This window comes from Micromonospora sagamiensis (assembly GCF_014680085.1).
In the GTDB taxonomy this organism is placed as follows: domain Bacteria; phylum Actinomycetota; class Actinomycetes; order Mycobacteriales; family Micromonosporaceae; genus Micromonospora; species Micromonospora inyonensis.
On record NZ_AP023438.1, the window covers coordinates 3,260,111 to 3,283,603 of the forward strand.

The following is a 23,493-nucleotide window of genomic DNA, read 5'->3' on the forward strand; positions in this document are numbered from 1 at the left end:
GCTCCCGTCCACGTCCGGTGCCCGACCGGTCCGGCCACCGGGATCACCGCCGACCCAGCCGGGTCTGCAGGGGCCGCCGCCACGCACCGGTGCCCGCCTCGATGTACGGGCTGAGCAACCGGGCGTCGTAACCGACCCGGAGGAGCTGCTGACGGACCCGCTCGGGCAGGTGCTTCGGCACCGCCCGGCCGTCCGGTCCGGGGCCGAAGACCTCGGTGGTGGTGATCCGGCTACCCTCGCCGGCCCCGATCACCTCCTCCACGTGCGAGACGAAGCGGTGCTTGCGGCCACCGATCGCGGTCTCGTCGTCGACGTTGACGTAGACGATCAGGTCCAGCGCGTTGCCGGCCATCCGGCGAGCCTGGTCGACGGTCATCTCCCGCCCGTGCGAGAGCGCCAGCTCGATGATCCGTTCGGTCACCCCGGCGGGCGTCCGGGCGTGGATGGTGCACATCGACCCCCGGCTGGTGGTCATCGCCTGGAGCATCGGCACGATCTCCCGGGACCGCACCTCGCCGACGACGATCCGCAGCACGCCCATCCGCAGCGAGACCGGGATCAGGTCGGCGATGGTCACCTCACCGGCGGGTCGGCCGTCCAGGCCGCGCTCGCCGTGCCCCTCCCGGGCCTCGAAGCTCATCACCGCCCGGTGCCGGAGCTGACGGCGGGCCGGCAGCAGCTCCCGGCTCTCCTCCAGCAGCACGAAGGGCTCGTCCGGCGGGATCTCGTCCATCAGCGCCCGGACCACCGTGGTCTTACCCGCCCCGGCCAGCCCGGCGACCATGATGTTCAGCCCGGCGCGCATGGCCGCGCGGAGGAAGTCCCGCAGCAGGACGTCGACCATCTCGTCCAGGTCGGCACGGAACCCGGCGATGTCGTCCAGGCTCACGTCGAGCGTGTTGTGCTTCCGGATCACCGCGTACGGGCGGCTGCTGACCAGGTAGACGGCGGCGAGCCGGCTCCCGTCGGGCAGTTGCAGGTCCAGGGTCGGCTTGGCGGTGGAGAGCGACCGCTCGGTCGCGCCGGCCCGCCGGGCGGCGGCCTGGAGGATCTCCACCAGTTCCTCGTCGCTGTCGGCGATCGGGTCGGCCCAGTCCACCCCGCCGCCGTGCCGGGTGATCCGCACCTGGTCGCAGCCGAGGATGTGCACCTCCTCGATCGTCTGGTCGATCAGCAGGGTCTGGAGCCGGCCGAGCCCGACCAGTTCGGCGGTCACCTGGTGGAGCAGGTGCCGTTCCTCGTCGGCCGGCATCGGCGTGCCGGCCCGGCGCACCGCGTCGGCGTACTCGGCGACCACGTCGACGGCGATCCGGGCCCGCTCGACGTCCTCCTCGTCGACGGTGAAGTCCCGGCCGCGCTGCCAGACGGTCAGCCGCTCGCTCAGCTCCCGGCGCAGCTCCCGGACGACGGTGAAGTCGACCCGGGGGCGCGACGACGGGGTCGGTCCGGGCGGCGGCGCGAGGGCCACTCCGGCACCGGCGGCGTGGTGCCGGCCGTTCGGCGCGGCCGGATATCCGTTCGGCGTGGGTGGGTGCGGGTGCCCGTTGGGCACGGCCGGGTGGCGGTGTCCGTTGGCGGGGGCCAGCGGCGGGGTGACCGAAGTGGCCGACCGGGGGTCGTGCTGGACCGGTTCAAACCGCATGCGGGACCTCCTGGCCGGTGGGCCAGCCCAGGCGGGCCCGCCGCCGGTCCAGCAGCGCGCCGACCGGCACCTCCAGCGCGCCGGCCGCGCGCATCAGCGACCGTCCGGCCCGGACCGTTCCGCCGAGGCTGAGCACCTCGGCGGTACGCGGGTCGTCCGGCAGCCGGGCGATCACCGGCAGCCCGAGCGCCTTGCTGATCTCACTGTTGCCGTGGCCGTCGCCGACCACCAGCAGGCGCAGCGAGCCGGGGGCCACCCGGTGCTCGGTGAAGTCCCGCCCGATGGTCCGGACCAGCGACCGGGTCGCGGAGATGCCGGGCAGGGTGGCCCGGGTCACCACCAGGACCACCGCGGCAGCGCGCAGCACCGGCCAGGGCGGGCCGACGGCGGCCAACCGGCCGCAGTCGACCAGCACGTCGTACGGGGGCACGCCGTTCTCCAGCGTGCCGAAGAAGTCCGCGAAGCGCTGCCAGAGCGGGGCGACGCTACCGGCCTGGACGGGGTCGACCACGCCGGGCAGGAGCAGGCGTTCCCGCTTCGGCGCGTCCAGGTCGACCAGCTGCGACCAGAACATCGTCTCCAGGTTGCCGTCGCGCAGTTCCCCGACGGCCAGTTCGCCGAGGCCCCGGGGGCCGTCGAGCACTCCGCCGAGGTAGCCGGCGAGCACCGAGCCGCCGGCCGGGTCGCACTCGGCCAGCACCAGCCGGCGGTGCCAGCTCAGCGTGCAGGCCAGCGCCGAGGTGGTCACCCCGGGCGAGCCCTTCGCCGAGACCAGCGCGATGATCGCCATGCTCAGACCGACCCGGTCAGCACGAGCGCGATCCGTCGTTCGGCGTTGAGCGCCACCACCGCCGGCACGTCCCGGACGGACACCGCCAGGTAGACCACGACGGTGCCGGTCTCCGGGGTGTCGCTGTCGATGACGGTCGCGGTGAACCGGGTGGCCGAGGTGGTCGTCCGGCCGTCGCTGCTCTTCACCGGGGTGCTGACCAGCAGCACCCGGTCGCCGGGGCGGAGGGCGCGGGCGGGCACCTCGCTCGGCTTGAGGCCGAGCGCGAGCTGCTGCTGGTCGGGGCCGAGCAGCGGCTTGTCGGTGAGCTGTGCCTGGGTGACCAGGGTGCCCGGGGTGAGGGTGACCGCAGCCCGCTTGCCGATCACGTCGTCGATGTCGCCGGCCGGCACCGGTTTGAGGCCCTGGCCGCCGGCCACCTGGACGGACATCAGGTCGTCCGCGCTGAGCACCGTGCCCACCCCGACCGGGCGGGCGACGGCGAGGTACGTGCCGGTGGCGCGGACCGAGGTGACCGCGAAGGCCGCGCCGAGGCCGCCCAGCGCGATCAGGAGCACCGCCAGGCCGAGCAGGCCGGGCCGCATCCGTCGTTGCCGGACCACCTTGGGCGGGGCGACCGGGGCGTCCACCGGTCCCGGGCCTTTGTGCGTCACCAGACTCACTCGGTCACCACCTGAAGTTCGTTGATCTGGATCTGTACGCCGTTGCTGGCCCGGGTGACCGGGATGGTGCCGCTCTGCCCGCCGCCGGACCACTGGACGGTCCAGTGGGTGGTGGCGTTGATCCGGTACGTGCCGGCCTTCTGGTAACCCGTGTCGTAACCGCAGTCGGGGGAGGGCTGCCCGGCGAACGGACCGGAGGTCGAGTAGGGGGTGCCCGGACCGTCGCAGGTGACCGTCTCGCCGTTGCCCAGGTTCCAGACGACCTCGGTCACCCGGGCCGTGATGCTCACCGTCACGCCGCGCTCCGAGGCGGAGGCGGTCAGCTGGCCGAAGTAGGCCGGGCCGGGGCTGGCCCACAGCCAGACCGGGAGCCCGACCAGGCCGGGACCCTGGCTCTTGCGCGGGGCCACCGAGATGCGCGGCGGGAGCAGGTCGATCGAGGCGAGCGCCCGGAACGCCAGCTCCTCCGGGTCCGGCGGTGCGCCGAAACCGGGCGGCGGGGCGTCCAGGAAGACGGTGTCCTGCGAGCCCAGGTCACCGCCGTTGCAGGTGCGGACGTACGCCTGCTTGCCCTCGGGCGTGTCCGCCGGCTGGGGCTCGGCGAGCTTGTAGTAGCAGCCGTCGCTGTTGTTGAACCAGCCGAGGACGTCGTCGTAGCAGGGAATCGTCCGGCCGTTCCACTGGCACTTGGCCGGGCCGCCGCCACCGTCGCCCCCGCCGCCGTCACCCCCTCCGCCGTCGCCCCCACCGCCACCCGGGATGCCCGGTTCGTCGTCCCAGACGCTGCAGTCGGTCTGCCCCACCGGGCACTCGGCCCCCGGGTCGGCGACGGCGGGCGCGGGCGCGGTGATCGTCAGCGCCAGCCCGGTGAGGGCGGCGAGCAGGGCGGCGACCAGCCGGTGCGGTGCCCCGGACAGGCGGGACCGGGTCGGTGCGGGGCCTGCCCCGGTGGTGCCCCGGGGTGCGGTGACCTCCCGGGTCAGCACGGCTGGTCCTCGTGGGCGACCCCGGCGCTGATCAGCCAGCGTCCGTCCGGGTAGCGGGTCGCGGTGGCCGTGGCGAGGTGGCGTCCCGCCCCGGTGCCGGGGACGACCTTGCGGGTCTTCGCGTAGACCAGCTTGTAGCCGGTCGCGTCGAGACAGTCCTGGATCTCCACGGCGGCCGGGACGGTGTCCAGGCTGACCACGGTGACGGTCGGGTCGGAAACGAGCTTTCCGGTACGCATGGCACCGTGCTCCTTCGCCTCACGAATTGCCAGCCGTACCCTGGTCAGAAGTGGATCTGCCAGGTATTTGGCCAGGTCGGGATGATGTGGATCACTGCGTGCACTGGCCGCCCGGGAAGCGTTCAGGTAGCCGGCGTACGCCGCCAGGGCCGCCTTTCCGGCCGCCGCCTCATCCGCTTTCCGGGCTTCCGGATCAACGGGGTCGCGTTCCGCCGTGGCCCGGCCGGGCCGTTCGGGATCCGCCCCGCAGGCGGTGCCGGTGCCGAGTAGCGCGAGCGCGACGAGGCAGGCCGTCCAGCGCCGGGGATGCCGTGCTCGCAACGCCACCCTCCTCGATGCGGAGCCCGTCCGGCCGGTTTCCGGGTATGCGGCAGCGCGTCCGGATGCCCCGGTCCGGATCATTCGATCTTTGATCTGTATTTGCTGTTGCGGATATATGTCGATTTCCTGCCGGGTCTTTGCCCGGCCGTCAGTCGGCGTTCCCCGTCGACTGTTGCGTCCCACCCAAGGGGCGAGCATAGGCTGACGACAGCCGATGCAACAGAGGCAATTCACGTGAGTACTCTCCGTGACGAGGGGTGGTAGGGATGCCGCAGCGGTGCCGCCGTCACCGGGCCGGGCGTTCCCGGCGCCGGCCCCTCCGGCCAGGCGGAGACCGGTCGCCGGACCGCGCCACCACGGATTCCGGTACGCGACAACGCATCCACTCGCCGGGGCACCCGCCGGACGCCCTCGCGGCAGGTGGTGCCGGTCGGCGGGCCGGCTCGGCTGTCAGGTGGTGTGCCGGGTGACGAAGCTCATCGGAGGTGCCGTTCCGGCGATGATGAAACTACTTTGCGTATTCGCGGTTCCGGCTGCCCCGGCCCGCGCCTGGAGATCGACATGACCCTGACCCGGCCGTCGGCCGCCCACCGGGCCACCCGGCCCTGGGTACGCCTCGCCACCGTCCTCGCCCTCACCCCGCCCCTACGGCTGGCCGCGCTGCGGCACGCCGTACCGCCGGGGGTGCCGCCCCGGAGCGGCTGCGTCGCCTGCGCCGTGCCGATCAGCCTGGACCGGCCGGTGCCGGCGCTCACCCCGGTGGCCCGGTGCCTGCGCTGCCGGGCCCGGGTCGGGCCGCCGCCCGGCAGCGTCGAACTGGCCGCGCTCGCCGCGCTGGCGCTGCTCGTGACGCTGGACCTGCCCCCGTTCGCCCTGCTCGCGGCCGGCTGGTGGCTGGGTTGGGCGGTGCCGTTGGCCCTGGTGGACGCAGCGGTGCACCGGTTGCCCGACCGGCTCACCTACCCGGCGGCCGCCGGCACCTGGCTGCTGCTCGGAGCCGCCGCGCTGACCGGCGCGGGGCCGGGTCCCTGGGTCCGGGCCACCCTCTCCGGCCTGGCGCTGGCCGCCGGCTTCGCCACCACCACGCTGCTGCTCGGCCGGCGCGGCTTCGGCCTGGGGGACGCCAAGCTGGCACTCGGCACGGGCGCGCTGCTCGGCTGGTACGGCTGGACCGCGCCGGTGCTCGGGCTGATGCTGACCTTTCTGCTCTCCGCTCTGGTCGGCGGGATCCTGCTGGCCACCCGGCGGGTCCGCTGGACCAGCCACCTCCCGTTCGGGCCGTTCCTGATCCTCGGCACCGCCCTCACCCTGGCGCTGTTCGGCTGAACCGGGACCGACCCCGGGTGGGCCGCCGCGTCTACCGGGCCCTGGTGGGGGTGCGGGTCTCCGTCGGCGGGCCGGTGCGGCGGCGGTCCAGCAGGTGGGCGAGCGGGCCGGTCAGCATCACCAGCAGCGCCGCGCCGACCAGTCCGCCGAGCAGCACCCCACCGACCACGTCGTGCGGGTAGTGCACCCCGACGAAGGTGCGGGAGAACGCGGCCAGCAGGGCCAGCGGGACGGCCAGCAGCCCCAGCCGGGGCCTGAGGAGGAGGATGGTCGCGGCCAGCGCCCCGGCGATCGTGGAGTGGTTGCTCGGGAAGGACCAGTCTCCTGTCGGTGGGCAGTGCCCGGCCACGATGGTCAGGTCGGTCAGAGCCCGGCAGGGCCGTTCCTGGTCGACGAGGGTCTTGATCCATTCGCTGAGGCCGTAGGCGAGGACCACCGGCACCGGGGCGACCAGCGCCGCCGCCCGGTCGCGGGACGTCCCGCCGAACCGTCGCCCGGCTGCCAGCAGGAACAGCAGGCCCAACAGGACGACCGAGCCCTCGGTGAAGTGCGCGGCGAACCACTGCACCGGTTCCGGCGTGCGGTCGGCGAACTCGACGATGTCCCGGTACCACTCCGTGCTGAACCGGGGCACGTCCCCCGGGGTGTCGACCAACTGTGACGTCATCAACTGCTCATACCTCCTCCAGTCGCCTCGGACGGTAGAAATGGGCTGAGTCCGGCACAGTGTGCGAAGGTGGGAATCCATCCCTGACTTTCGTCTCAGCCACCGCACAGACGGAGGTGCTGGAATGGGGTCTCGCGCATCTCTGCACCAGGAGGCCGTGTGCCCGACACGACCGTCAGCGGCCACCAGCCCGGCAGCGGCCACCAGCCGGGCGACCGCCGGGCCGGGGACGACGGCTGGCGGATCCGGCGAACCGAGAAGGACGCCGACCGCCTCGCCGAGACCGAGTCGATCTTCGCGCTGAGCAACGGTTGGCTGGGCTGGCGCGGCAACCTCGACGAGGGCGAGCCGTACGGCATGCCGGGCAGCTACCTCAACGGCTTCCACGAGCGGCGGGAACTCGCCTACCCCGAGGACGGGTACGCCTTCCCCCAGCTCAGCGACACCGTGGTCAGCGCGCCGAACGCCGCGCTGATCCGCCTCTGGGTCGACGGCGAGCCGTTCGACGTACGGACCGGCACGCTGCGCCGGCACGAGCGGGTGCTGGACCTGCGGGCCGGTCTGGTGGAGCGGCACACCGAGTGGATCTCCCTGGGCGGGCGCGGGGTACGCGTCCGCAGCACCCGGCTGGTCTCGCTCGCGCACCGCCCGGTGGCCGCCGTCCGCTGGGAGGTGGAGGCACTGGACGGGCCGGTCGAGGTCCGGGTCTGCTCCGACCTGCTCGCCAACCAGCGAGTCCCAGAGCGCTCCGACGACCCCCGCGCCGCCACCGTCCTGGACGATCCCCTGGTCGCCGAGTACCGCCGGTCCGAGGAACTGGACGGGGTGCTGGTGCACCGCACCGGCCGGAGCGGGCAGCGGGTCGCCGTCGCCGTGGCGCACCTCGTCGAGGCCCCCGGCACCACCGCCACCGACACCGGGTGCGAGGCCGACCGGTTCCGGCTCACTCTCAGCGGCCCGCTCCGCCCCCGGCAGCGGCTCCGGCTGACCAAGTTCGCGGCGTACGAGTGCACCCGCGCCGACGTCGTCGGCGACCCGGCGCGGGCGGACGGCGAGCTGGCCGCGCGAACGGGCCACGAGCCGGCGGGGACGGCCGGGCGCCCGGCGGACGACCCGGGGGGAACCGGGGCGGAGAGCCCGATTGAGCTGGCCACCCGGGCGGTGCGCGCCGCCACCGAGGCCCGGTCGGTCGGCTGGGACGCCCTCGTCGCCGAGCAGCGGACCTGGCTCGACGCGGCCTGGACCACCGCCGACGTGGTGCTCGACGGCGACCCGGAACTCCAGCAGGCCACCCGGTTCGCCCTGTTCCACCTGATCCAGGCGGGACGGGCCGAGGGCGACCGGACCATCCCCGCCAAGGGTCTCACCGGCAACGGCTACGACGGCCACGTGCTCTGGGACACCGAGGGGTACGTGCTGCCGGTGCTCACCTACGTCGCCCCGGCGATGGCCCGGTCGGCGCTGCGCTGGCGGTACGCCCACCTGCCCGAGGCACGGGAACGCGCGGCGGAGCTACGGCTGCCCGGCGCGAGCTTCCCGTGGCGGACCATCGGCGGCCGGGAGTGCTCCGGCTACTGGCCGGCGGGCACGGCCGGGCTGCACGTCAACGCCGACGTCGCCGACGCGGTGCTGCGCTACGTCGCGGCCACCGGCGACGAGGAGTTCCTGGTCGACGCCGGCCTGGAGATGCTGGTGGAGACCGCCCGGCTCTGGCACGGCTTCGGGCACTGGTCGGACACCGGCTCGTTCCACCTGCGCGGGGTGACCGGCCCGGACGAGTACACCGCCCTGGTCGACGACAACGTCTTCACCAACCTGATGGCCCGGCGGAACCTGCGCGGTGCCGCCGACGCCGCCGAGGCCCACCCGGAGGTGGCCGCCCGGTTCGGGGTGGACGCCGCCGAGGTGGCCGCCTGGCGGGCCGCCGCCGACGCCGTGCACCTGCCGTACGACCCGAAGCGCGGGGTGCACCAGCAGTCGGCCGGCTTCACCGAACTCCCCGAGTGGGACTTCGAGAGCACCGGCGAGGACGACTACCCGTTGCTGCTGCACTTCCCGTACCTCGAGCTGTACCGCAAGCAGGTGGTCAAGCAGGCCGACGTGGTGCTCGCCATGCTGCGCAGCCCGGGGGACTTCACCGCCGAGGAGAAGGCCCGCAACTTCGCGTACTACGAGGCCCGCACCGTCCGCGACTCGTCGCTCTCCTCACCCGGCCAGGCGGTGCTCGCCGCCGAGGTCGGGCACCTCGACCTGGCGTACGACCACTTCGCCGAGTCGGTCCTCCAGGACCTGGAGGACCTCGGCGACAAGACCGCCGACGGGCTGCACCTCGCGGCGCTCGCCGGAGCCTGGGTCGCCCTGGTGCAGGGGTTCGGTGGGCTACGCGACGACCGGGGCGAACTCTCCTTCTCGCCCCGGCTGCCCCGGCGGCTCACCCGGCTGGCGTTCAGCCTGCTCTGGCACGGGCAACGGCTGCGGGTGGCCATCGCCCCCGAGGAGGTCCGGTACGACCTGCCCGAGGCCGGACCGGGGACCGGGATCGACCTCTGGCACGACGGCGAACGCGTCCGGGTGACCGGCGACGCGCCCTGCGTCCGCCCCCTGCCCGCCGCACCCGACCCGGGCCCGGAGCCGCCAACGCCCCCGGGCCGCCGCCCAGCCCGCCGATCGGCGGACTGAGCTCGCCCCGGCTCTTGTGGTTGCAGGGGGCCCTTGCTACCGCATTTTGTCGAGCAGGGGACCCCTGCAACCACCGAAACCCCTGCAACCACCCCACCCGTGCCCGCAGGCACCGCAGCGGTCAGGCGTACGGGCTGGTCGCGTAGGCGGCTCGCAGGGCGGCCAGCCCGGTGTCCTTCGGGATCAGCGTGCCCCAGCCCGAGTTGAAGTAGTTCGTCCGCGCGATCCGGGGACCGCCCTCCCGGTTGAGGCGCCGGATCGCGTCCGGCACGGTGGCGATCCACGTCGCCTGGTTCGGGAACTCCGCCTTCCGGACGCCCCACTCGGCGATCAGCACCGGTCGGGAGAGCGCCACCGACCCCAGGTCGGCGACCGCCCAGTCCTTCGTCCGGCGGAAGCGGGCCAGCGCGGTGTGCGCCGGGTCGGTGGCGTAGACGTTCCACTGGAGGAAGTCCAGCCGGGTCATCAGCGCCTCCGGGTGGGTCCGCCGGAAGCCGGACCGGTCGAAACCGCCGACGCCGACCGAGAAGGTGGTGCCGGTGGGGAGCGACCGCGCGCGGAACCAGTCGACGACGTAGGACGTCGCGGCCACCGCGCGGGCGTCCGACTCGGCCCAGCTGTACGCCGTACCGGCCTCGGTGGTGCCGAACTCGTGGTCGGTGTCCAGTTCCGAGGCGACCTGGACGTTCACCGGGAAACCCATGGTCCGGTACTGGGACAGTGCCCGGGCGAGGAGCCCGTCGCAGTGCCCGGCGAGCACCTGGCTGTACCCGTACGCCCTCGGCCAGGTCGTGCCGGGGCGCTGCTGGATCGTCATCGACGGGGCCGGGACGGTGTAGGTCACCCCGTCGACCGTGAACGTCTGCGTACCCGTGTTGGCGTTGCCGTAGTGCTTCAGCTCCAGCACCATGTTGACCCGCACGCCGGAGCGGCCGAGGGCGAGCAGCCAGTCCTTCTGCCAGCCGGGGAAGATGTGCCCGTCGGCGAGGCTGCGGTACTGGGTCAGCGACCGGAAACGTCCGCCAACCAGGTCGGCCGTCGGGTCGGCGTTGCCGCCCAGGTAGTAGCCGCCCAGCACGGTGGCGACCTGGTAGTCCGCAGTGGCGGTCGCCGCCTGGCCGGCGGCGTCGCGGACCCGCACGGTGATCCGGGGCATCAGGCCACCGCCCGGAACACGACGACCGCGCCGGTGTCCGACACCCGGGTCCAGGCGCGTCCCGAGTCGTCGTGCACCGTCACGGCGAGGGGATCGACGACGATCGGGACGATCACCGGGGTGCTGTGGTTGCCCCGGGCGTCGGTGACGGTGATCGTGACGGTCAGTGGTTGGGTGTCGGTGTCGGCGTACGCGACGGTCAGGAGCATCTGGTCCCCCGGCGCGTACGTCGCCGCGTCCAGTGACGCGGTCACGGTCGGCACGGCCATGGCGGGTCCTCTTTTCCGGCTCGAACCCTTTCCCGGTCCAACGACGGACGTCGCTTTCCGGAATCGACCGTCGTCAGTCGGGTTCCTGGTTGCGCCGGGTGTGCCGGAGAGGGACTATCCGGACGTTTGCCAGGTGGCGGCGGCGCGGCGCAGCCGGTCGTTGATCGCCCGGCCGAGGCCGGTGTCGGGCACCCGCTCGGCGACGATCTCGGTCACCCCGGTCGCGTCGAGCCGGTGCAGGGCGTCGAAGAGCCGGGCCGCCGCCCCGGTCAGGTCACCGTCGGGGGAGAGCACCTCCACCGCCCCGTACGCCCCCTCGGGAGCATCGCGCAGGGCGAGGTACCCGCGCGTGCCGTCGTCGGGTCGGGCCGGGACCGGTGCGGTGACCACCCGCAGCGGGGTCCGGGGCGCGTAGTGCGCGGCCAGGGTGCCGGGCGCGACCGGCTGGCCGGAACTGCCCGGCCGTACGCTGACCGGGCCGATCGCCTCGACCAGCGCCTCCACCGGCAGCGAGCCGAGCCGCAGCACGACCGGCTGGCCGCCACGCGCGTCGACGATCGTGGACTCGATGCCGCACCGGGTCGGCCCGCCGTCGACGATCAGGTCGACCGCGTCGCCCAGCCCGGCCACCACATGCTCGGCCCGGGTCGGGCTGAGCATGCCGAACCGGTTCGCGCTCGGAGCGGCCACCGGCACCCCGGCCTGCCGGATCAACTCCCGGGCGACCGGGTGGTCCGGCACCCGGACGGCCATCGTGTCCAGCCCGGAGGTGACGATCGGCGGGACGGTCGGCGGGCGGTCCACGATCAGGGTCAGCGGCCCCGGCCAGAACCGCTCGGCCAGCGCTGCCACGGTGGGCGGCAGCGCGCCGACCAGCGCGGTCAGGTCGGTGACGTCGGCGAGGTGGGTGATCAGCGGATCGAAGCTGGGCCGCGCCTTCGCCTCGAAGATCCGGGCCGCCGCGCGCGCGTCGAGCGCGTTCGCGCCCAGGCCGTACACGGTCTCGGTGGGGAAGGCGACCAGCCCGCCGGACCGCAGGACGGCGGCGGCCTCGGCCACCCCGGTGGCCGCCGGCAGCACCGGCGCGGACTTCGCACTCATGCCCCGACGCTAACGTCCTGGGTGCGGCGGGCCGCACGGGGGCGGTGGCGTGACGACGGGACGACGCGCGGACCGCAGCGTCAGCCTCGGATCTCGGTTGTGCGCGGTGCAAGCGCGGCGCGAAACCTCAGTACCAGTAGTAGCTCCAGTTTCCTTGCCAGTCGGACTCGAGTGATTCCCGGCTCTCAAGGGCGACATTGACCGGGACGATGCTGGTAGACCCGAACTCATCCTTTTCTGCGATCAGGGCACGGAGTTGTCGTTCCCACTCGTACCATCGCGACGTCTGCTGAAGCTGCGCGGCCTCAGCCGCAGTGTGGACGAATACGGAGACGCTGCGGAGATCCGCGTTCACCGCGATGGTCCAGACGCCGGCTCCCCAGTCGTCGCCGGACTGCTCCCACCGCTCCTGAGGTATCGCTGCCATGACGCGTGTCGTGGCCTCCTCATCGAAGTACCCCAGCCCGCCCAGAATCGGATCGGTTACGTACTCGATGCCGGCAAGTGCCGCGATGCGCCGGGCCCGCGAACGTGGGAGGTTCCCCACCCGCAACGCCCGTGCCGTGAACTGCCGCCACCGCCACGGAGCAAACTCGGCAACGATCTCATCAAGGACCGCGTCCGCCTGCCGACGGCGTTCATGGTCGGGTGCTGCGCCACGTACCCAGGCGGTCATGGTCGGAACCTCCACGCCTGGGACTCCGTGGCCGGCCACGGAGTTCATGCCCCCGCAGGTAAGGGTGACAACGGGCTGACCGAGCCGAGCCTCGAGCGCATCGAGCGCCGGGCGAAGTTCCCCGTCGACCACCGTTCGTCCCCGGAGGACATTCGCCACCTCCTCGAACTCGTCGTCGTCCTCCGCGCTCACACCGGCATTCTGCCGCACCGGACAGAGGACTCCGCTCCAGTCCACGGTGCTCCGCCAGACTCGCAACACCGCTTGACCGAACCCGCGTTATCCACAGCAGCCCGACATGAACACCTCGTACCCTCTGGTTGTCCACACCGCCCCGGTCGGTCGATGGCTCGGTCCGTGCCCGCCGGTCGTGGGAGGGGGCACACCACGACGGCTACGGGGAGCCCGACTTGAGCAGTGAACTGCACGTCCTTCCGTACGCGCTGGTGGTCCTGCTCGGCGCGTTGTCGCCGGGGCCGGACTTCGCGCTGGTCACCCGGCACGCCGCCCTGCACGGCCGCCGGGCCGGCGTCGCCGCCGGTGTCGGGATCGGCGGCGGGATGGCGGTGAACACCCTCGCCGCGCTGCTCGGGGTCGGTGCGGTCATCGCGGCCGCGCCCTGGCTGTACGCGACGATCCGCTACCTCGGCGCCGCGTACCTGGTGTACCTCGGCGCCATGGCCCTCCTGTCGCTGCGCCGTCGCAGTGGCGGGGAGGAGGCGAGCGAGCCGGGACCGGACGGTCCGCCGCCAGGAAGGGGCCAGGTGGGGTCGGCGTTCCGGCAGGGGTTGATCACCAACATCCTCAACCCGAAGGCGATCGTCTTCCTCGTCGCACTGATGCCGCAGTTCATGCCGGCCGCGCCGTCGGTGCTCGACCGGGTGGTGGTCGGGTCCGTCACCACCGCCGTGACCCTCGGATGGTTCGTGCTGGTCGCCCTGGCGGTGTCGGCGTTGCGTCGGGTGTTCCGGCGGCCCGCCGTGCGGCGGGGCCTCAACGCGGTGACCGGGACGCTCCTCGTCGGGCTGGCGGTACGCCTCGTGCTCACCTGACCGGCCCGTCCGGGGCGACGGGCTTACAGGTACTTGCGCATCCGGATCGCGGTGGTTTCGAAGCCCACCTGCTCGTACAGCCGCCGGGCCGCGAGGTTGAACCCGAAGACGCTCAGGCCGATGGAGACGACTCCCCGCTCCCGGCACCACTCCTCGACGGCCTCGATGATCGCGCGGCCGTGGCCCTGCCGGCGTACGTCCTGGCGCACCTCGAAGTCGTACACGAAGGCGTGCGGGCCGTCCGACTTCGGCTCGACGTGCAGCCATAACATGCCGACGTCGGCATCGCCGTCGTAGGCGGTCCAGAGTTGGTGGCCCGGTGTGTCCAGGCCGTCGGGCAGCAGCCGCTCGTGGTCCCGGCGTGACTTCTCCCGGGCCTCCGGCAGGGGCATGTCGCCGGAGTCGGCGATGTTCCGCGCGTACCTGACCTCCGCCTGCTGCCGGTACCGGTCGTACTGCTCGCCGGTCATCGGCACGAGCCTCAGCGTCGCCATGCCGGTACCTTAGGGCCGTTCCCCGGCTTCGACGGTGTGATCGAATCGATGTGCCGCCAGCTTCCCGTACGCGGTCCGGCCCGGCGCCACCGTCGGCCCGTACGATGACGTCCCCGCCACGACGACGGTACGAACGCTGGGAGCAGCTGGTGGACGAGCAGGTACGGGTCCCGGACGAGGGTGCCGACGGCGGGGAGTTCTTCCGGTTCGCGCACACCTACAACGGCTACGAGCTGCACGGCGGCCCGACCGATCTCGCCCCGACGGTCCGGTCGGTGCAGGAGCGCTGGCACCGCACCGGGGAACTCGGTGAGGACGTGGACGTGCTGCGCGCGTGCCTGTTCTTCGAGGCGCGGGCGTACCGGCACGGCGGGGGCTTCGGGCGTTTCGAACGCCAGGACTTCGTCCTCGCCCTGGTGGCGCGCATCCGGGCGTTGTCCGGTGGACACGTGCCGGTCAAGGGAACGGTCGCCTGACTCCGCGACGTCTGTCTCATCAAGGATCGATGGCGGGGTTCCGGGATTCTCCCGCCCGCAGGCTGGCCCGGCATCCGCTCGGACGGTCGGTCGCGGCGTCGGATCCTCGTCGACGGCCCGAGCGGATGACCGGGTTCCCGACTACTCGTCGAACCTGGTGACCGGCGGATCGACCGTGACGCTGATCTCGACCAGGTCGTCGTCGCCGTCCGGGCTGTCGACGACGTTCATGCCCGCGCCGCGCCGCATCAACGCGACCACCCGGCTGAGCACGTCGAAGCCACCGGCGAGCCCTCGACGGGTGCCCAACGCCGGATTGTCCCGCAGCAGCTGCAACGACTGCGACCAGGCGATTCCGGGCACGCCGTCGGTGAGTTCCCGGACGCCGTCGCTGCTCTTGGCGACCGATCCCATCAACGCGCCGAAGGTGTGGTGCATGGTCGAGAAGACCAGACCGGCGGTACGGTTGTTGAGCTTGTCGATGCCCCACAGATTGTCGCGGCCACCGCCGACGGCCAGGAACGCCGTGGTGTGGTCGGTCTTGTCGTAGACCTGCATCCACAGCGCCTCACCGTCGAGGGCGTGCAGTTCCGACGTGCTCATCAACGAATAGCGGACGGTGTATCGGGGGCCATCGAGGATGGTGGCGCGGCTGGCTTTGACGAAAACGTTGCCCAGCGCCACCGGCCCGGAAACCGGAACGTCGCCGGTCAGCCGCTTCTGCCGGTATTCGACGATCTCGTGGTCGTGTTCCCACTCCCTGGTCAGGTCCTCGGCCAGGGGATCGTCGATCAACAGCCGACCGAACCGCGGGAGGTCCGGTACCTCGCCGCCCGCCGGGGGAAACACCGACAGCATGGCGCGGAACGGCAGCCACGACCGGATGTTGCCGAACACCGGCTGGAACGGCGCGGGCACCGGCACCGCGTTGCTGACATGGGTGTACATGTGGAAGCCCTCACCCACCAGGCAGTCGGTGACACCGGAGGAGCCCAGCCTGCCGGGCTTCTTGCTGTAGGGCGCGGCCGCCTCGACGAATTTCATCACCGCTTCGCCGTTGTTCGCGGTCAGGTCGCGAATCGCCTGCTCCGGGTTGTCGTAGTTCCACTTGACGATCGAGCTGCCGATCGAGGCGGTGTGGAACCGGTCGCGCCGGTAGCTGCGGACCGTGATGCCGGTGACCAGGTCGAAGTAGCTCAGGGAGAGCCGCATGTAGAACAGGGCGTTCGAGCGGACGGTGTCGCGGATGGTGGGCGGCTTGGGGGGATCGGGCTGCATGACGGTTTCCTCTCGCAAAGGGGTGCGGCACCCACGGTCGCGCGCCGAACTGCCCGACAAGCATGCGATAGGGAGGGCGAATTCGGTGCGGCGGAGGAAAACAAAAGGGCGTGTCGTCGTGTCGGATGGGCGACCTTTCTTCGCCGTGAATGCGACAGAAGGAAATCGGCCCGGAAAGAACAGCAGATCAATGCCCTCGTGCCGCAGGCGGAATATCGACGAACCGCACGATGGCGGCACGTCCCGACGATTCGCGGGACGCCCGTCACCGATCGCGGTCGCGAAACCGGCGGCGGGCGGGGCAGGATCCCCCGACACCGGGGTCTTTGGTCCCGGACCGGATGCCCTGCGCCCCTACTCGGTGCGGCCCGAGCCGGACGAGGCTGGTGGTGGAAGCGGAGGCCGTTGGCACCACTGGTCCGGAGGTACAGATCATGATCGACACCACACGGGTCGACCCGTGGCGCGGCTTCACCGGCGAGATGTGGCGGGAAACCGTCGACGTCGCCGACTTCGTCCGGACCAACCACGAGCCGTACTGCGGGGACGGCGCGTTCCTCACCGGGCCGACCGTCCGCACGCTGGACGTCTGGGGCGTGCTGGAGAAGCTGTTCGTCGAGGAACGCCACCGTGGCATCCTCGATGTCGACGCCTCCACCCCGTCGACGATCACGGCGCACGCGCCCGGGTACATCGACCGGGACAAGGAGCTGATCGTCGGCTTGCAGACCGACGCGCCACTGCGTCGTGCGATCATGCCGGCCGGCGGGCTGCGGATGGTGGAAGCCGCACTCGAGGCGTACGGCTACCAGGCCGACCCGAGGGTCCACGAGATCTTCACCAACCACCGCAAGACGCACAACGACGCGGTCTTCGACGCGTACCCGGCCGACGTGCTGGCTGCGCGGCGCTCGCACGTCATCACCGGGCTGCCGGACGCGTACGGCCGGGGACGCATCATCGGCGACTACCGCCGGGTGGCGTTGTACGGCGTCGACCGGCTGGTCGCCGAACGGAAGACCCTGCGGGCGGCCCTGGACGACCGGCCGTCGACCGATGCGGTCATCCGGGACCGGGAGGAGCTGGCCGAGCAGATCCGCGCGCTGGGCGAGCTGAAGGAGATGGCCGCCAGCTACGGATACGACATCTCCGAGCCGGCCGGGACCGGCCAGGAGGCGATCCAGTGGCTGTACTTCGCCTACCTGGCGGCGACGAAGGAGCAGAACGGCGCGGCGATGTCGCTCGGACGGACGGCGAACTTCATCGACGTCTACCTGCGGCGGGACCTGGCTGAGGGACGGCTGACCGAGGCAGGTGCCCAGGAGCTGGTCGACGACTTCGTGATCAAGCTGCGGATCATCCGGTTCCTCCGCACCCCCGAGTACGACCAGCTCTTCTCCGGCGACCCGACCTGGGTGACCGAGGCCCTCGGCGGGATGGGCACCGATGGCCGGCCGCTGGTGACGCGGACCAGCTTCCGTTACCTCCAGACCCTCTACAACCTCGGTCCGGCGCCGGAACCGAACCTGACGGTGCTCTGGTCGCCGCAGCTCCCGGAGGGGTTCAAGCGGTTCTGCGCGCAGGTGTCGATGGACACGAGTGCCATCCAGTACGAGAACGACGACCTGATCCGCCCGGCGTACGACGACGACACCGCGATCGCCTGCTGTGTCTCCGCGATGCGGGTGGGTCGGGACATGCAGTTCTTCGGTGCTCGGGCCAACCTCGCCAAGGCGCTGCTCTACGCGATCAACGGCGGCCGGGACGAGATCACCGGCGACCAGGTCGCCCCGGCCATGCCGCCGGTCCAGGGCGAGACCCTGGCGTACGACGAGGTGCTCGCCGCGTACGACCGGACGCTGGACTGGCTGGCCGAGACGTACGTGGACGCGCTGAACGTGATCCACCACCAGCACGACCGGTACGCCTACGAGCGGCTGGAGATGGCGTTGCACGACCACCCGGTGCGCCGGTTCATGGCCACCGGCATCGCCGGCCTCTCCGTCGCCGTGGACAGCCTCGCCGCGATCCGGTACGGCACGGTGAAGGTGCTGCGGGACGAGACCGGGCTGGCCGTCGACTACGCCGTCGACGGCGAGCCCCCGACGTACGGCAACAACGACGACCGGGCCGACTCCCTCGCGGTGTGGCTGACCGAGACGTTCGCCGAGAAGCTGCGCCGGCAACGCACGTACCGCGACGCCGAGCTGACCATGTCGGTGCTGACCATCACGTCGAACGTGGTGTACGGCCGGCACACGGGCAACACCCCGGACGGCCGACGGGCCGGGGAGCCGTTCGCGCCGGGCGCCAACCCGATGAACGGGCGGGACCGGCACGGTCTGGTGGCGGCAGCCCTGTCGGTGGCGAAGCTGCCGTACTCCGCGGCCCGGGACGGCATCTCCCTGACCACCACGGTCACCCCGGACGGGTTGGGGCGGACCCGGCAGGAGCAGGTCGACAACCTGGTGGGGGTGCTCGACGGTTACACCGACGCCGGTGGGTTCCACCTCAACGTCAACGTGTTGGACCGGGCCACCCTGCTCGACGCGATGGCCCACCCGGAACGCCATCCCCAGTTGACCGTGCGGGTCTCCGGGTACGCGGTGAACTTCGTCCGGCTCACCCCCGAGCAGCAACGGGACGTGGTGTCCCGCACCTTCCACGGGTCGCTGTGACCGCGCGACCGACACCTCCGCCCCGACCCATGCCACCGGCACGGACCGGGGCGGAGGTGACCGGATCGGTGCACTCGTGGGACATCTCGGTGGGACTGGACGGTCCGGGCACCCGGTTCGTGGCCTTCCTCGCCGGTTGCCCGCTGCGCTGCCAGTACTGCCACAGCCCGGACACCTGGTACCGGCGCAGTGGGCAGCAGCGCACGGTGGACGAGTTGATGACCGAGATCGAGCGGTACCGGCGATTCATCAGCGTGGCCAACGGTGGGGTGACCCTCAGCGGCGGCGAGCCGTTGCAGCAACCGCGCTTCACCGGCGAGGTCCTGCGCCGTTGCCACGACCTCGGGCTGCACACCGCGCTGGACACCTCGGGTTTTCTCGGTGACCGGGCCGACGACGCCCTGCTCGACACCACCGACCTGGTGCTGCTGGACGTCAAGTCCTGGGACCCGACGACGTACCGGCAGGTCACCCGGACCGGCTCGGTCGCCCCGACACTGCGGTTCGGCCGCCGGCTGGCCGAACGCGGCACGCCGATCTGGATCCGGTTCGTGCTGGTGCCCGGCCTCACCGACGCGGTGGACAACGTCGCCGGTGTCGCGGACTTCGCCGCCGGACTGGCCACCGTCCAGCGGGTCGAGGTGCTGCCCTTCCACCGGCTCGGCGCACACAAGTACGCCGAGCTGGGGATCGCCTTTCCGCTCGCGGACACCGCACCGCCCAGCCCGGAGCTGACAGCCCGCGTACGCGGCCAGTTCGCCGAGCGTGGCCTCACCGTGTACTGAGGTACTCAGAAGCTGCTGACCAGCTTGACGAACGCGTCGTCGATCTTCGCCGGGTCCCGGGCGTCGAACGCCTTGCCCGCGGACGCCTTGGCGATCCGGTCCAGCGTCCCGAAATCGGACTTCTCGTCGAAGGCGATGCAGAAGATCTTGATCGGTCGTTCCGGATCCAACGCGACATCTCGGAGCAGCCGGGCGAGGTCGTTGTCCTTGTTGTACTCGTTCTGGCCGTCGGTCAGTACGACCACCGCGTTGATCCGGGACGGGTCATAGTTGTCGCGCATGTGCCGGTGTGCCGCCCGGACGGTGGCGTACAGGGCGGTGCCGCCCTCGACGTGGAGATTGTCGATCTCGCTGGTGAGCGCCTTCTGGTCGAACGCCGACAGCCGGACCTCCTCGCTGTACGGCGACTTCGGCCGCTGTCTCGTCTCCGACGAGAACGACCAGAGTGCGACCTGGTCCTCGGAGTTCAGCAGGCCGAAGCCCTTGGCGGCGGCTCTGGTCGCCACCTGGAACCGGGTCCGGTCGCCGATCTTCGCGTTCATCGAACCGGACGTGTCGACGGCCAGGAGGATGTTGGCCTTCTTGCGCAGCGTGCCCCAGCCGGTGAGGATCGCCTTGACCACGGTGGGATCCGGCGGTTCGAAGTAGGTGAGATCCGGGGCCCCGCGCCCGCGGACGGAGGCGATCAGCGGGTCCGACGCGTTCCGCTCGTGGTCGCGGAACCCGTGCCGGTTGAAGCTCTGCTGCTGCGGCGGCTCCCGGAGGAACGCGAGGAAGTCGGCAGCGGCGTCACGTTGCTCCGGGCTGGCCGAGGGGAGCACCACGTACGGGTGGTCGAGGTTGAACGTGCCCTCCTTCGGATAGATCGCGACCAGCGGGACCTTCGGCTTCTCGCCCCGGGTCGGGCTCAGCTCCCCCTCGTTGTACTGGTGGACCAACTCCTCCTGCGTCACCACCGCGCTCATGTCCGTCGGGGCCGCCGTGCCGGCGAGGTCCGCCTCGGCGCGGTCTTTCAGCAGGTCCACGATGTCGTCGCTGTAGTGGGACACGTTGGCCTCGATGCGGCGGACGAACTGGGTCACCGCCGGATTCGCGAGGTCACTCTCGGTGAGGTCGCTGGCCCGGTTGATGGCCGCGTAGTACGTCGCGATCGTGGCCGCCAGTCCGGAGGTTGACTGGTGCGGGTTGACCTTGCCGAAGGTGAACCGCCCCCACTCGGGCCGACCGAAGGCGGCCCAGCCCGTGCGCCCGGACGAGCCCAGGATCTCGCCCCAGCCGAGTGGACCCTGCTGCTGGATCAGCTCACCCTTCGGCTTCGGCATGGCGATGACCAGCGGACTGTTCGCGATCGACGGGTACAGGCCGGGGGTCTGCGCCGGACGCCCGGCGGCCTCGTCCAGCAACGTCAGCTGCCCGGTCCACAGGCTCGACGTCGGCAACCACACCTGTGGCCGTGGCAGGTTGGGCTGCTTGACCGCCCAGTCGCCGTCCAGCGCGTCCGCCGACGCACCGGAGGCGAGGCCGTGCACGGTCACCTCGGCACACCGGCCACCGACCCGCCGATCGCTCCTGTTGTAGCGTTCGGCCAGCTCGCCGATGAGCACGTCCTTCTCGATCGACGAGCTGACCTCCAGCGGCGTGCACGCGACGTCCGCCGCCGGCCGGACGATCAGGTAGGCCGCCGCGATGACCGCGAAGCCGGCCACGACGGCCGCCGTGTACGGCAACCACGGCTGGGCAGTCGGTCGACCTGAAACCATGTGGTCCCTCCGGGGTGTCGGCTGACGGCGTCGACATCAGCCACCGAGCCGGCCTTGCAGGGCCCCGCGGGGCGCGGATCGTGCACACTCGGCGGCGCCGGCATCGCTGCCCCCTGTCAGCCCAGCCGTCGTCACTTCACCGAAACCCTAGAGCCGCGTCGATGCGACGGACGACAGAGGTATCGTGCCACGGCCCCGCCAGCACGAAAGCCCCCTCACCTTTCGGCGTGTCGTTCGTTCCGGCCGCGGGTGGCTGACTTCCGACAGCGGGCGGGTACGGCGACGACTGACGCGTCGGGGATAGTTACCAGGGTGGTGAGCGGCGAGGGCGACGACCCGTACCTGTGGCTGGAGGACCTTGACGGCGGCGACGCCGCCCGGTGGGTGCGGGACCGCAACACCGAGACCGTCGCGGCGTTGACGGACGGCGAGACGTTCGCCGGCCTGCTGGCGGCGATCCGGCAGGTGTTCGACTCCGACGAGCGCATCTCCTACCCGGCCTGGCGTGGGGACGGCTTCTACTACGACTTCTGGCGGGACGCCGCGCACCCGCGTGGACTGTGGCGGCGTACGACGGCGGAGCAGTACCGCCGACCCGAGCCCGAGTGGGACGTGTTGCTCGACGTCAACGAGCTGGCCGCGCGGGAGGGGGAGAACTGGGTCTGGAGCGGTGCCCACTGCCTGCGGCCCGGTCACCAGCGTGTCCTGATCAGCCTGTCCCGGGGCGGTGCCGACGCGGCGGTGGTCCGGGAGTTCGACCTGCACCGCCGTTCGTTCGTCGAGGACGGCTTCCGCGTTCCGGAGGCCAAGAGCCACGTCCACTGGATCGACCAGGACCACGTCTTCGTCGCCACCGACTTCGGGCCCGGGTCGCTGACCACCTCCGGTCACCCCCGGATCGTCAAACGGTGGCGGCGCGGCACCGCGCTGTCGGAGGCCGAGGTCGTCTACGAGGGCCAGCCGGATGACATCGAGGTGTACGCCTCGCACGATCCGACGCCCGGGTTCGCCCGTGACTTCGTCGTCCGGTACCTGGACTTCTACCGGACGGAGAACCACCTGCTGACGGCGGCGGGCGAGCTGGTCCGGATTCCGGTGCCGGCGGACGCCCGGTGGGACGTGCACCGGGAATGGCTGGTGATCCGGCTCCGGTCGCCCTGGACGCTCGACGGGGTGACCCATCCCGCGGGCGCGCTGCTGGCGACCCGGTTCGACGCGTTCCTCGCCGGTGCGCGGGACATGACGGTGCTCTTCCGGCCCGACCCCCGCACCGCGTTGAGCCACCACTCCTGGACCCGCAACCATCTGATCCTGGCCACCACGGTCGACGTGCGGAGCCAGCTGGAGGTGTTGACGCCCGGCGACCCGGAGTGGCAGCGTGCGCCACTCGTGGGCGTGCCGGAGGACGACCACAGCTTCGTCGTCGACACCGACCCCGACCGCAGCGACGCCTACCTGCTCGCCTCGCAAGGCTTCCTCCGACCGGCGACGCTCCGGCTCGGGCAGGTCGGGGGCCCGGTCGAGACGCTCAAGCGGGAGCCGGCGTTCTTCGACGCGGACGGCATGGCGGTACGCCAGTTCTTCGCGACCTCGGCGGACGGCACGAGGGTGCCGTACTTCGTGGTCGGGGATCCCCGCGCCACCGGCGTGCCGGCGCTGCTCACCGGCTACGGCGGATACGAGGTGTCGCAGACCCCGCACTACAGCGGTGCCATCGGTCGGGCCTGGCTGACCAGGGGCGGCACGTACGTCGTGGCGAACATCCGCGGCGGCGGGGAGTACGGCCCCGAGTGGCATCGTGCCGCCCTGCGGGAGAAGCGGCCCCGGGCGTTCGAGGACTTCGCGGCGGTGGCGGCCGACCTGGTGACGCGTGGCATCACCACGCCGGAACGGCTCGGCATCGAGGGCGGCAGCAACGGCGGGCTGCTGATGGGGGTGATGCTGACCCGCTACCCGGAGCTGTTCGGCGCGGTGGTCGCCCACGTGCCGCTGTTCGACATGCGGCGCTACCACAGGCTGCTGGCCGGCGCCTCCTGGATGGCCGAGTACGGCGATCCCGACCGGGAGGCGGACTGGGCCTTTCTGCGCGAGTACTCGCCGTACCACAACGTCCGCCCTGGTCGACCGTACCCACCGCTGCTGCTCGTCACCTCGACCCGGGACGACCGGGTGCACCCGGGGCACGCCCGCAAGATGGCGGCCCGGCTCCGCGAGCACGGCTACGACGTGTCGTACTACGAGAACGTCGAAGGCGGGCACGGTGCCGCGGCGAACAACGAGCAACGAGCCTTCGTGTGGGCGCTGACGCTGGAGTTCCTCTGGCAGCGGCTGGCCGGGGCGACGCGTCCCGCCGTACCGCGTCAGTCGGCGACGCCGGTCGGCACGACCCAGGCCGTGGCCTGACCGGGTCCTCCGTGCCGGTCGGGTCGCAACCTCACAGTGGGCACAGGAGTACG

At 71.9% G+C, this 23,493-nt stretch carries 20 protein-coding genes; 7 read left to right on the plus strand and 13 right to left on the minus strand.

The window, feature by feature from the left end; translation table 11 throughout:
- Positions 1 to 43: 43 nt before the first annotated feature.
- The 5 genes from IGA62_RS14305 to IGA62_RS14325 all read right to left on the minus strand — a co-directional run bounded on the left by IGA62_RS14305 (position 44) and on the right by IGA62_RS14325 (position 4,640).
- Positions 44 to 1,642, minus strand: coding sequence for a CpaF/VirB11 family protein (locus IGA62_RS14305; RefSeq protein WP_145820900.1), 1,599 nt, complete (start codon positions 1,640 to 1,642; stop codon positions 44 to 46).
- Complete coding sequence (locus tag IGA62_RS14310; protein ID WP_145820897.1) at positions 1,632 to 2,432, minus strand: P-loop NTPase family protein; 801 nt, start codon at positions 2,430 to 2,432, stop codon at positions 1,632 to 1,634. The genes IGA62_RS14305 and IGA62_RS14310 overlap by 11 nt, the downstream gene beginning before the upstream one ends.
- A 2-nt stretch (positions 2,433 to 2,434) precedes the next feature.
- On the minus strand, positions 2,435 to 3,094 hold the full coding sequence (locus tag IGA62_RS14315; RefSeq protein WP_377465471.1) for an SAF domain-containing protein: 660 nt from the start codon (positions 3,092 to 3,094) through the stop codon (positions 2,435 to 2,437).
- Positions 3,091 to 4,011, minus strand: a complete 921-nt coding sequence (locus IGA62_RS14320; RefSeq protein ID WP_145822230.1) for a hypothetical protein — start codon at positions 4,009 to 4,011, stop codon at positions 3,091 to 3,093. The genes IGA62_RS14315 and IGA62_RS14320 overlap by 4 nt, the downstream gene beginning before the upstream one ends.
- A gap of 62 nt (positions 4,012 to 4,073) precedes the next feature.
- On the minus strand, positions 4,074 to 4,640 hold the full coding sequence (locus IGA62_RS14325) for a hypothetical protein (RefSeq protein ID WP_145822229.1): 567 nt from the start codon (positions 4,638 to 4,640) through the stop codon (positions 4,074 to 4,076).
- A gap of 549 nt (positions 4,641 to 5,189) precedes the next feature.
- Between IGA62_RS14325 and IGA62_RS14330 the strand changes: the two genes are divergently transcribed.
- Complete coding sequence (locus IGA62_RS14330; protein WP_377465491.1) at positions 5,190 to 5,966, plus strand: prepilin peptidase; 777 nt, start codon at positions 5,190 to 5,192, stop codon at positions 5,964 to 5,966.
- A 31-nt stretch (positions 5,967 to 5,997) separates the two neighbouring features.
- Here the strand turns inward: IGA62_RS14330 and IGA62_RS14335 are convergent, their stop codons facing one another.
- Positions 5,998 to 6,633 carry a phosphatase PAP2 family protein gene (locus tag IGA62_RS14335; protein ID WP_145820893.1) on the minus strand — a complete coding sequence of 212 codons (636 nt, stop codon included), beginning with the start codon at positions 6,631 to 6,633 and terminating at the stop codon, positions 5,998 to 6,000.
- A 243-nt stretch (positions 6,634 to 6,876) separates the two neighbouring features.
- Here IGA62_RS14335 and IGA62_RS14340 point away from each other — a divergent pair, with 243 nt between their 5' ends.
- Positions 6,877 to 9,312, plus strand: a complete 2,436-nt coding sequence (locus IGA62_RS14340; protein ID WP_232625076.1) for a glycoside hydrolase family 65 protein — start codon at positions 6,877 to 6,879, stop codon at positions 9,310 to 9,312.
- Positions 9,313 to 9,433: 121 nt separating this feature from the next.
- On the opposite strand, the gene IGA62_RS14345 is transcribed toward IGA62_RS14340, so the two are convergent.
- The 4 genes from IGA62_RS14345 to IGA62_RS14360 form a co-directional block, all read right to left on the minus strand.
- The gene (locus tag IGA62_RS14345) at positions 9,434 to 10,468 is read right to left on the minus strand and encodes a hypothetical protein (RefSeq protein ID WP_145820889.1); all 1,035 of its coding nucleotides are present in this window, start codon (positions 10,466 to 10,468) and stop codon (positions 9,434 to 9,436) included.
- Complete coding sequence (locus IGA62_RS14350) at positions 10,468 to 10,737, minus strand: hypothetical protein (RefSeq protein WP_145820887.1); 270 nt, start codon at positions 10,735 to 10,737, stop codon at positions 10,468 to 10,470. The genes IGA62_RS14345 and IGA62_RS14350 overlap by 1 nt, the downstream gene beginning before the upstream one ends.
- Positions 10,738 to 10,851: 114 nt before the next feature.
- Positions 10,852 to 11,814 carry an L-threonylcarbamoyladenylate synthase gene (locus IGA62_RS14355; RefSeq protein WP_145822228.1) on the minus strand — a complete coding sequence of 321 codons (963 nt, stop codon included), beginning with the start codon at positions 11,812 to 11,814 and terminating at the stop codon, positions 10,852 to 10,854.
- 151 nt (positions 11,815 to 11,965) lie between these two features.
- A complete protein-coding gene (locus IGA62_RS14360; protein ID WP_145820885.1) occupies positions 11,966 to 12,706 on the minus strand; it encodes a hypothetical protein in 741 nt (246 codons plus the stop codon).
- Positions 12,707 to 12,924: 218 nt separating this feature from the next.
- On the opposite strand from IGA62_RS14360, the gene IGA62_RS14365 reads away from it, so the two are divergent.
- Positions 12,925 to 13,566 (plus strand): LysE family translocator, encoded by a 642-nt coding sequence (locus IGA62_RS14365; protein WP_145820883.1) that lies wholly within the window; start codon positions 12,925 to 12,927, stop codon positions 13,564 to 13,566.
- A gap of 23 nt (positions 13,567 to 13,589) precedes the next feature.
- On the opposite strand, the gene IGA62_RS14370 is transcribed toward IGA62_RS14365, so the two are convergent.
- Entirely contained in the window at positions 13,590 to 14,060 is a 471-nt protein-coding gene (locus tag IGA62_RS14370) for a GNAT family N-acetyltransferase (RefSeq protein WP_145820881.1), read from the minus strand.
- Between the two features lie 149 nt (positions 14,061 to 14,209).
- Between IGA62_RS14370 and IGA62_RS14375 the strand changes: the two genes are divergently transcribed.
- Entirely contained in the window at positions 14,210 to 14,536 is a 327-nt protein-coding gene (locus IGA62_RS14375) for a hypothetical protein (protein WP_232625012.1), read from the plus strand.
- A 141-nt stretch (positions 14,537 to 14,677) separates the two neighbouring features.
- Here IGA62_RS14375 and IGA62_RS14380 read toward each other — a convergent pair whose 3' ends face one another.
- Positions 14,678 to 16,132 (minus strand): hypothetical protein, encoded by a 1,455-nt coding sequence (locus IGA62_RS14380; protein ID WP_145820878.1) that lies wholly within the window; start codon positions 16,130 to 16,132, stop codon positions 14,678 to 14,680.
- A gap of 116 nt (positions 16,133 to 16,248) precedes the next feature.
- On the opposite strand from IGA62_RS14380, the gene pflB reads away from it, so the two are divergent.
- Positions 16,249 to 18,492 (plus strand): formate C-acetyltransferase, encoded by a 2,244-nt coding sequence (pflB, locus tag IGA62_RS14385; RefSeq protein ID WP_145820876.1) that lies wholly within the window; start codon positions 16,249 to 16,251, stop codon positions 18,490 to 18,492.
- A 29-nt stretch (positions 18,493 to 18,521) separates the two neighbouring features.
- Complete coding sequence (gene pflA, locus IGA62_RS14390; protein ID WP_145820874.1) at positions 18,522 to 19,277, plus strand: pyruvate formate-lyase-activating protein; 756 nt, start codon at positions 18,522 to 18,524, stop codon at positions 19,275 to 19,277.
- Positions 19,278 to 19,282: 5 nt separating this feature from the next.
- Here pflA and IGA62_RS14395 read toward each other — a convergent pair whose 3' ends face one another.
- On the minus strand, positions 19,283 to 21,037 hold the full coding sequence (locus IGA62_RS14395) for a vWA domain-containing protein (protein ID WP_145820871.1): 1,755 nt from the start codon (positions 21,035 to 21,037) through the stop codon (positions 19,283 to 19,285).
- A gap of 312 nt (positions 21,038 to 21,349) precedes the next feature.
- On the opposite strand from IGA62_RS14395, the gene IGA62_RS14400 reads away from it, so the two are divergent.
- Positions 21,350 to 23,440 (plus strand): prolyl oligopeptidase family serine peptidase, encoded by a 2,091-nt coding sequence (locus IGA62_RS14400; protein ID WP_232625013.1) that lies wholly within the window; start codon positions 21,350 to 21,352, stop codon positions 23,438 to 23,440.
- Positions 23,441 to 23,493 lie beyond the last annotated feature (53 nt).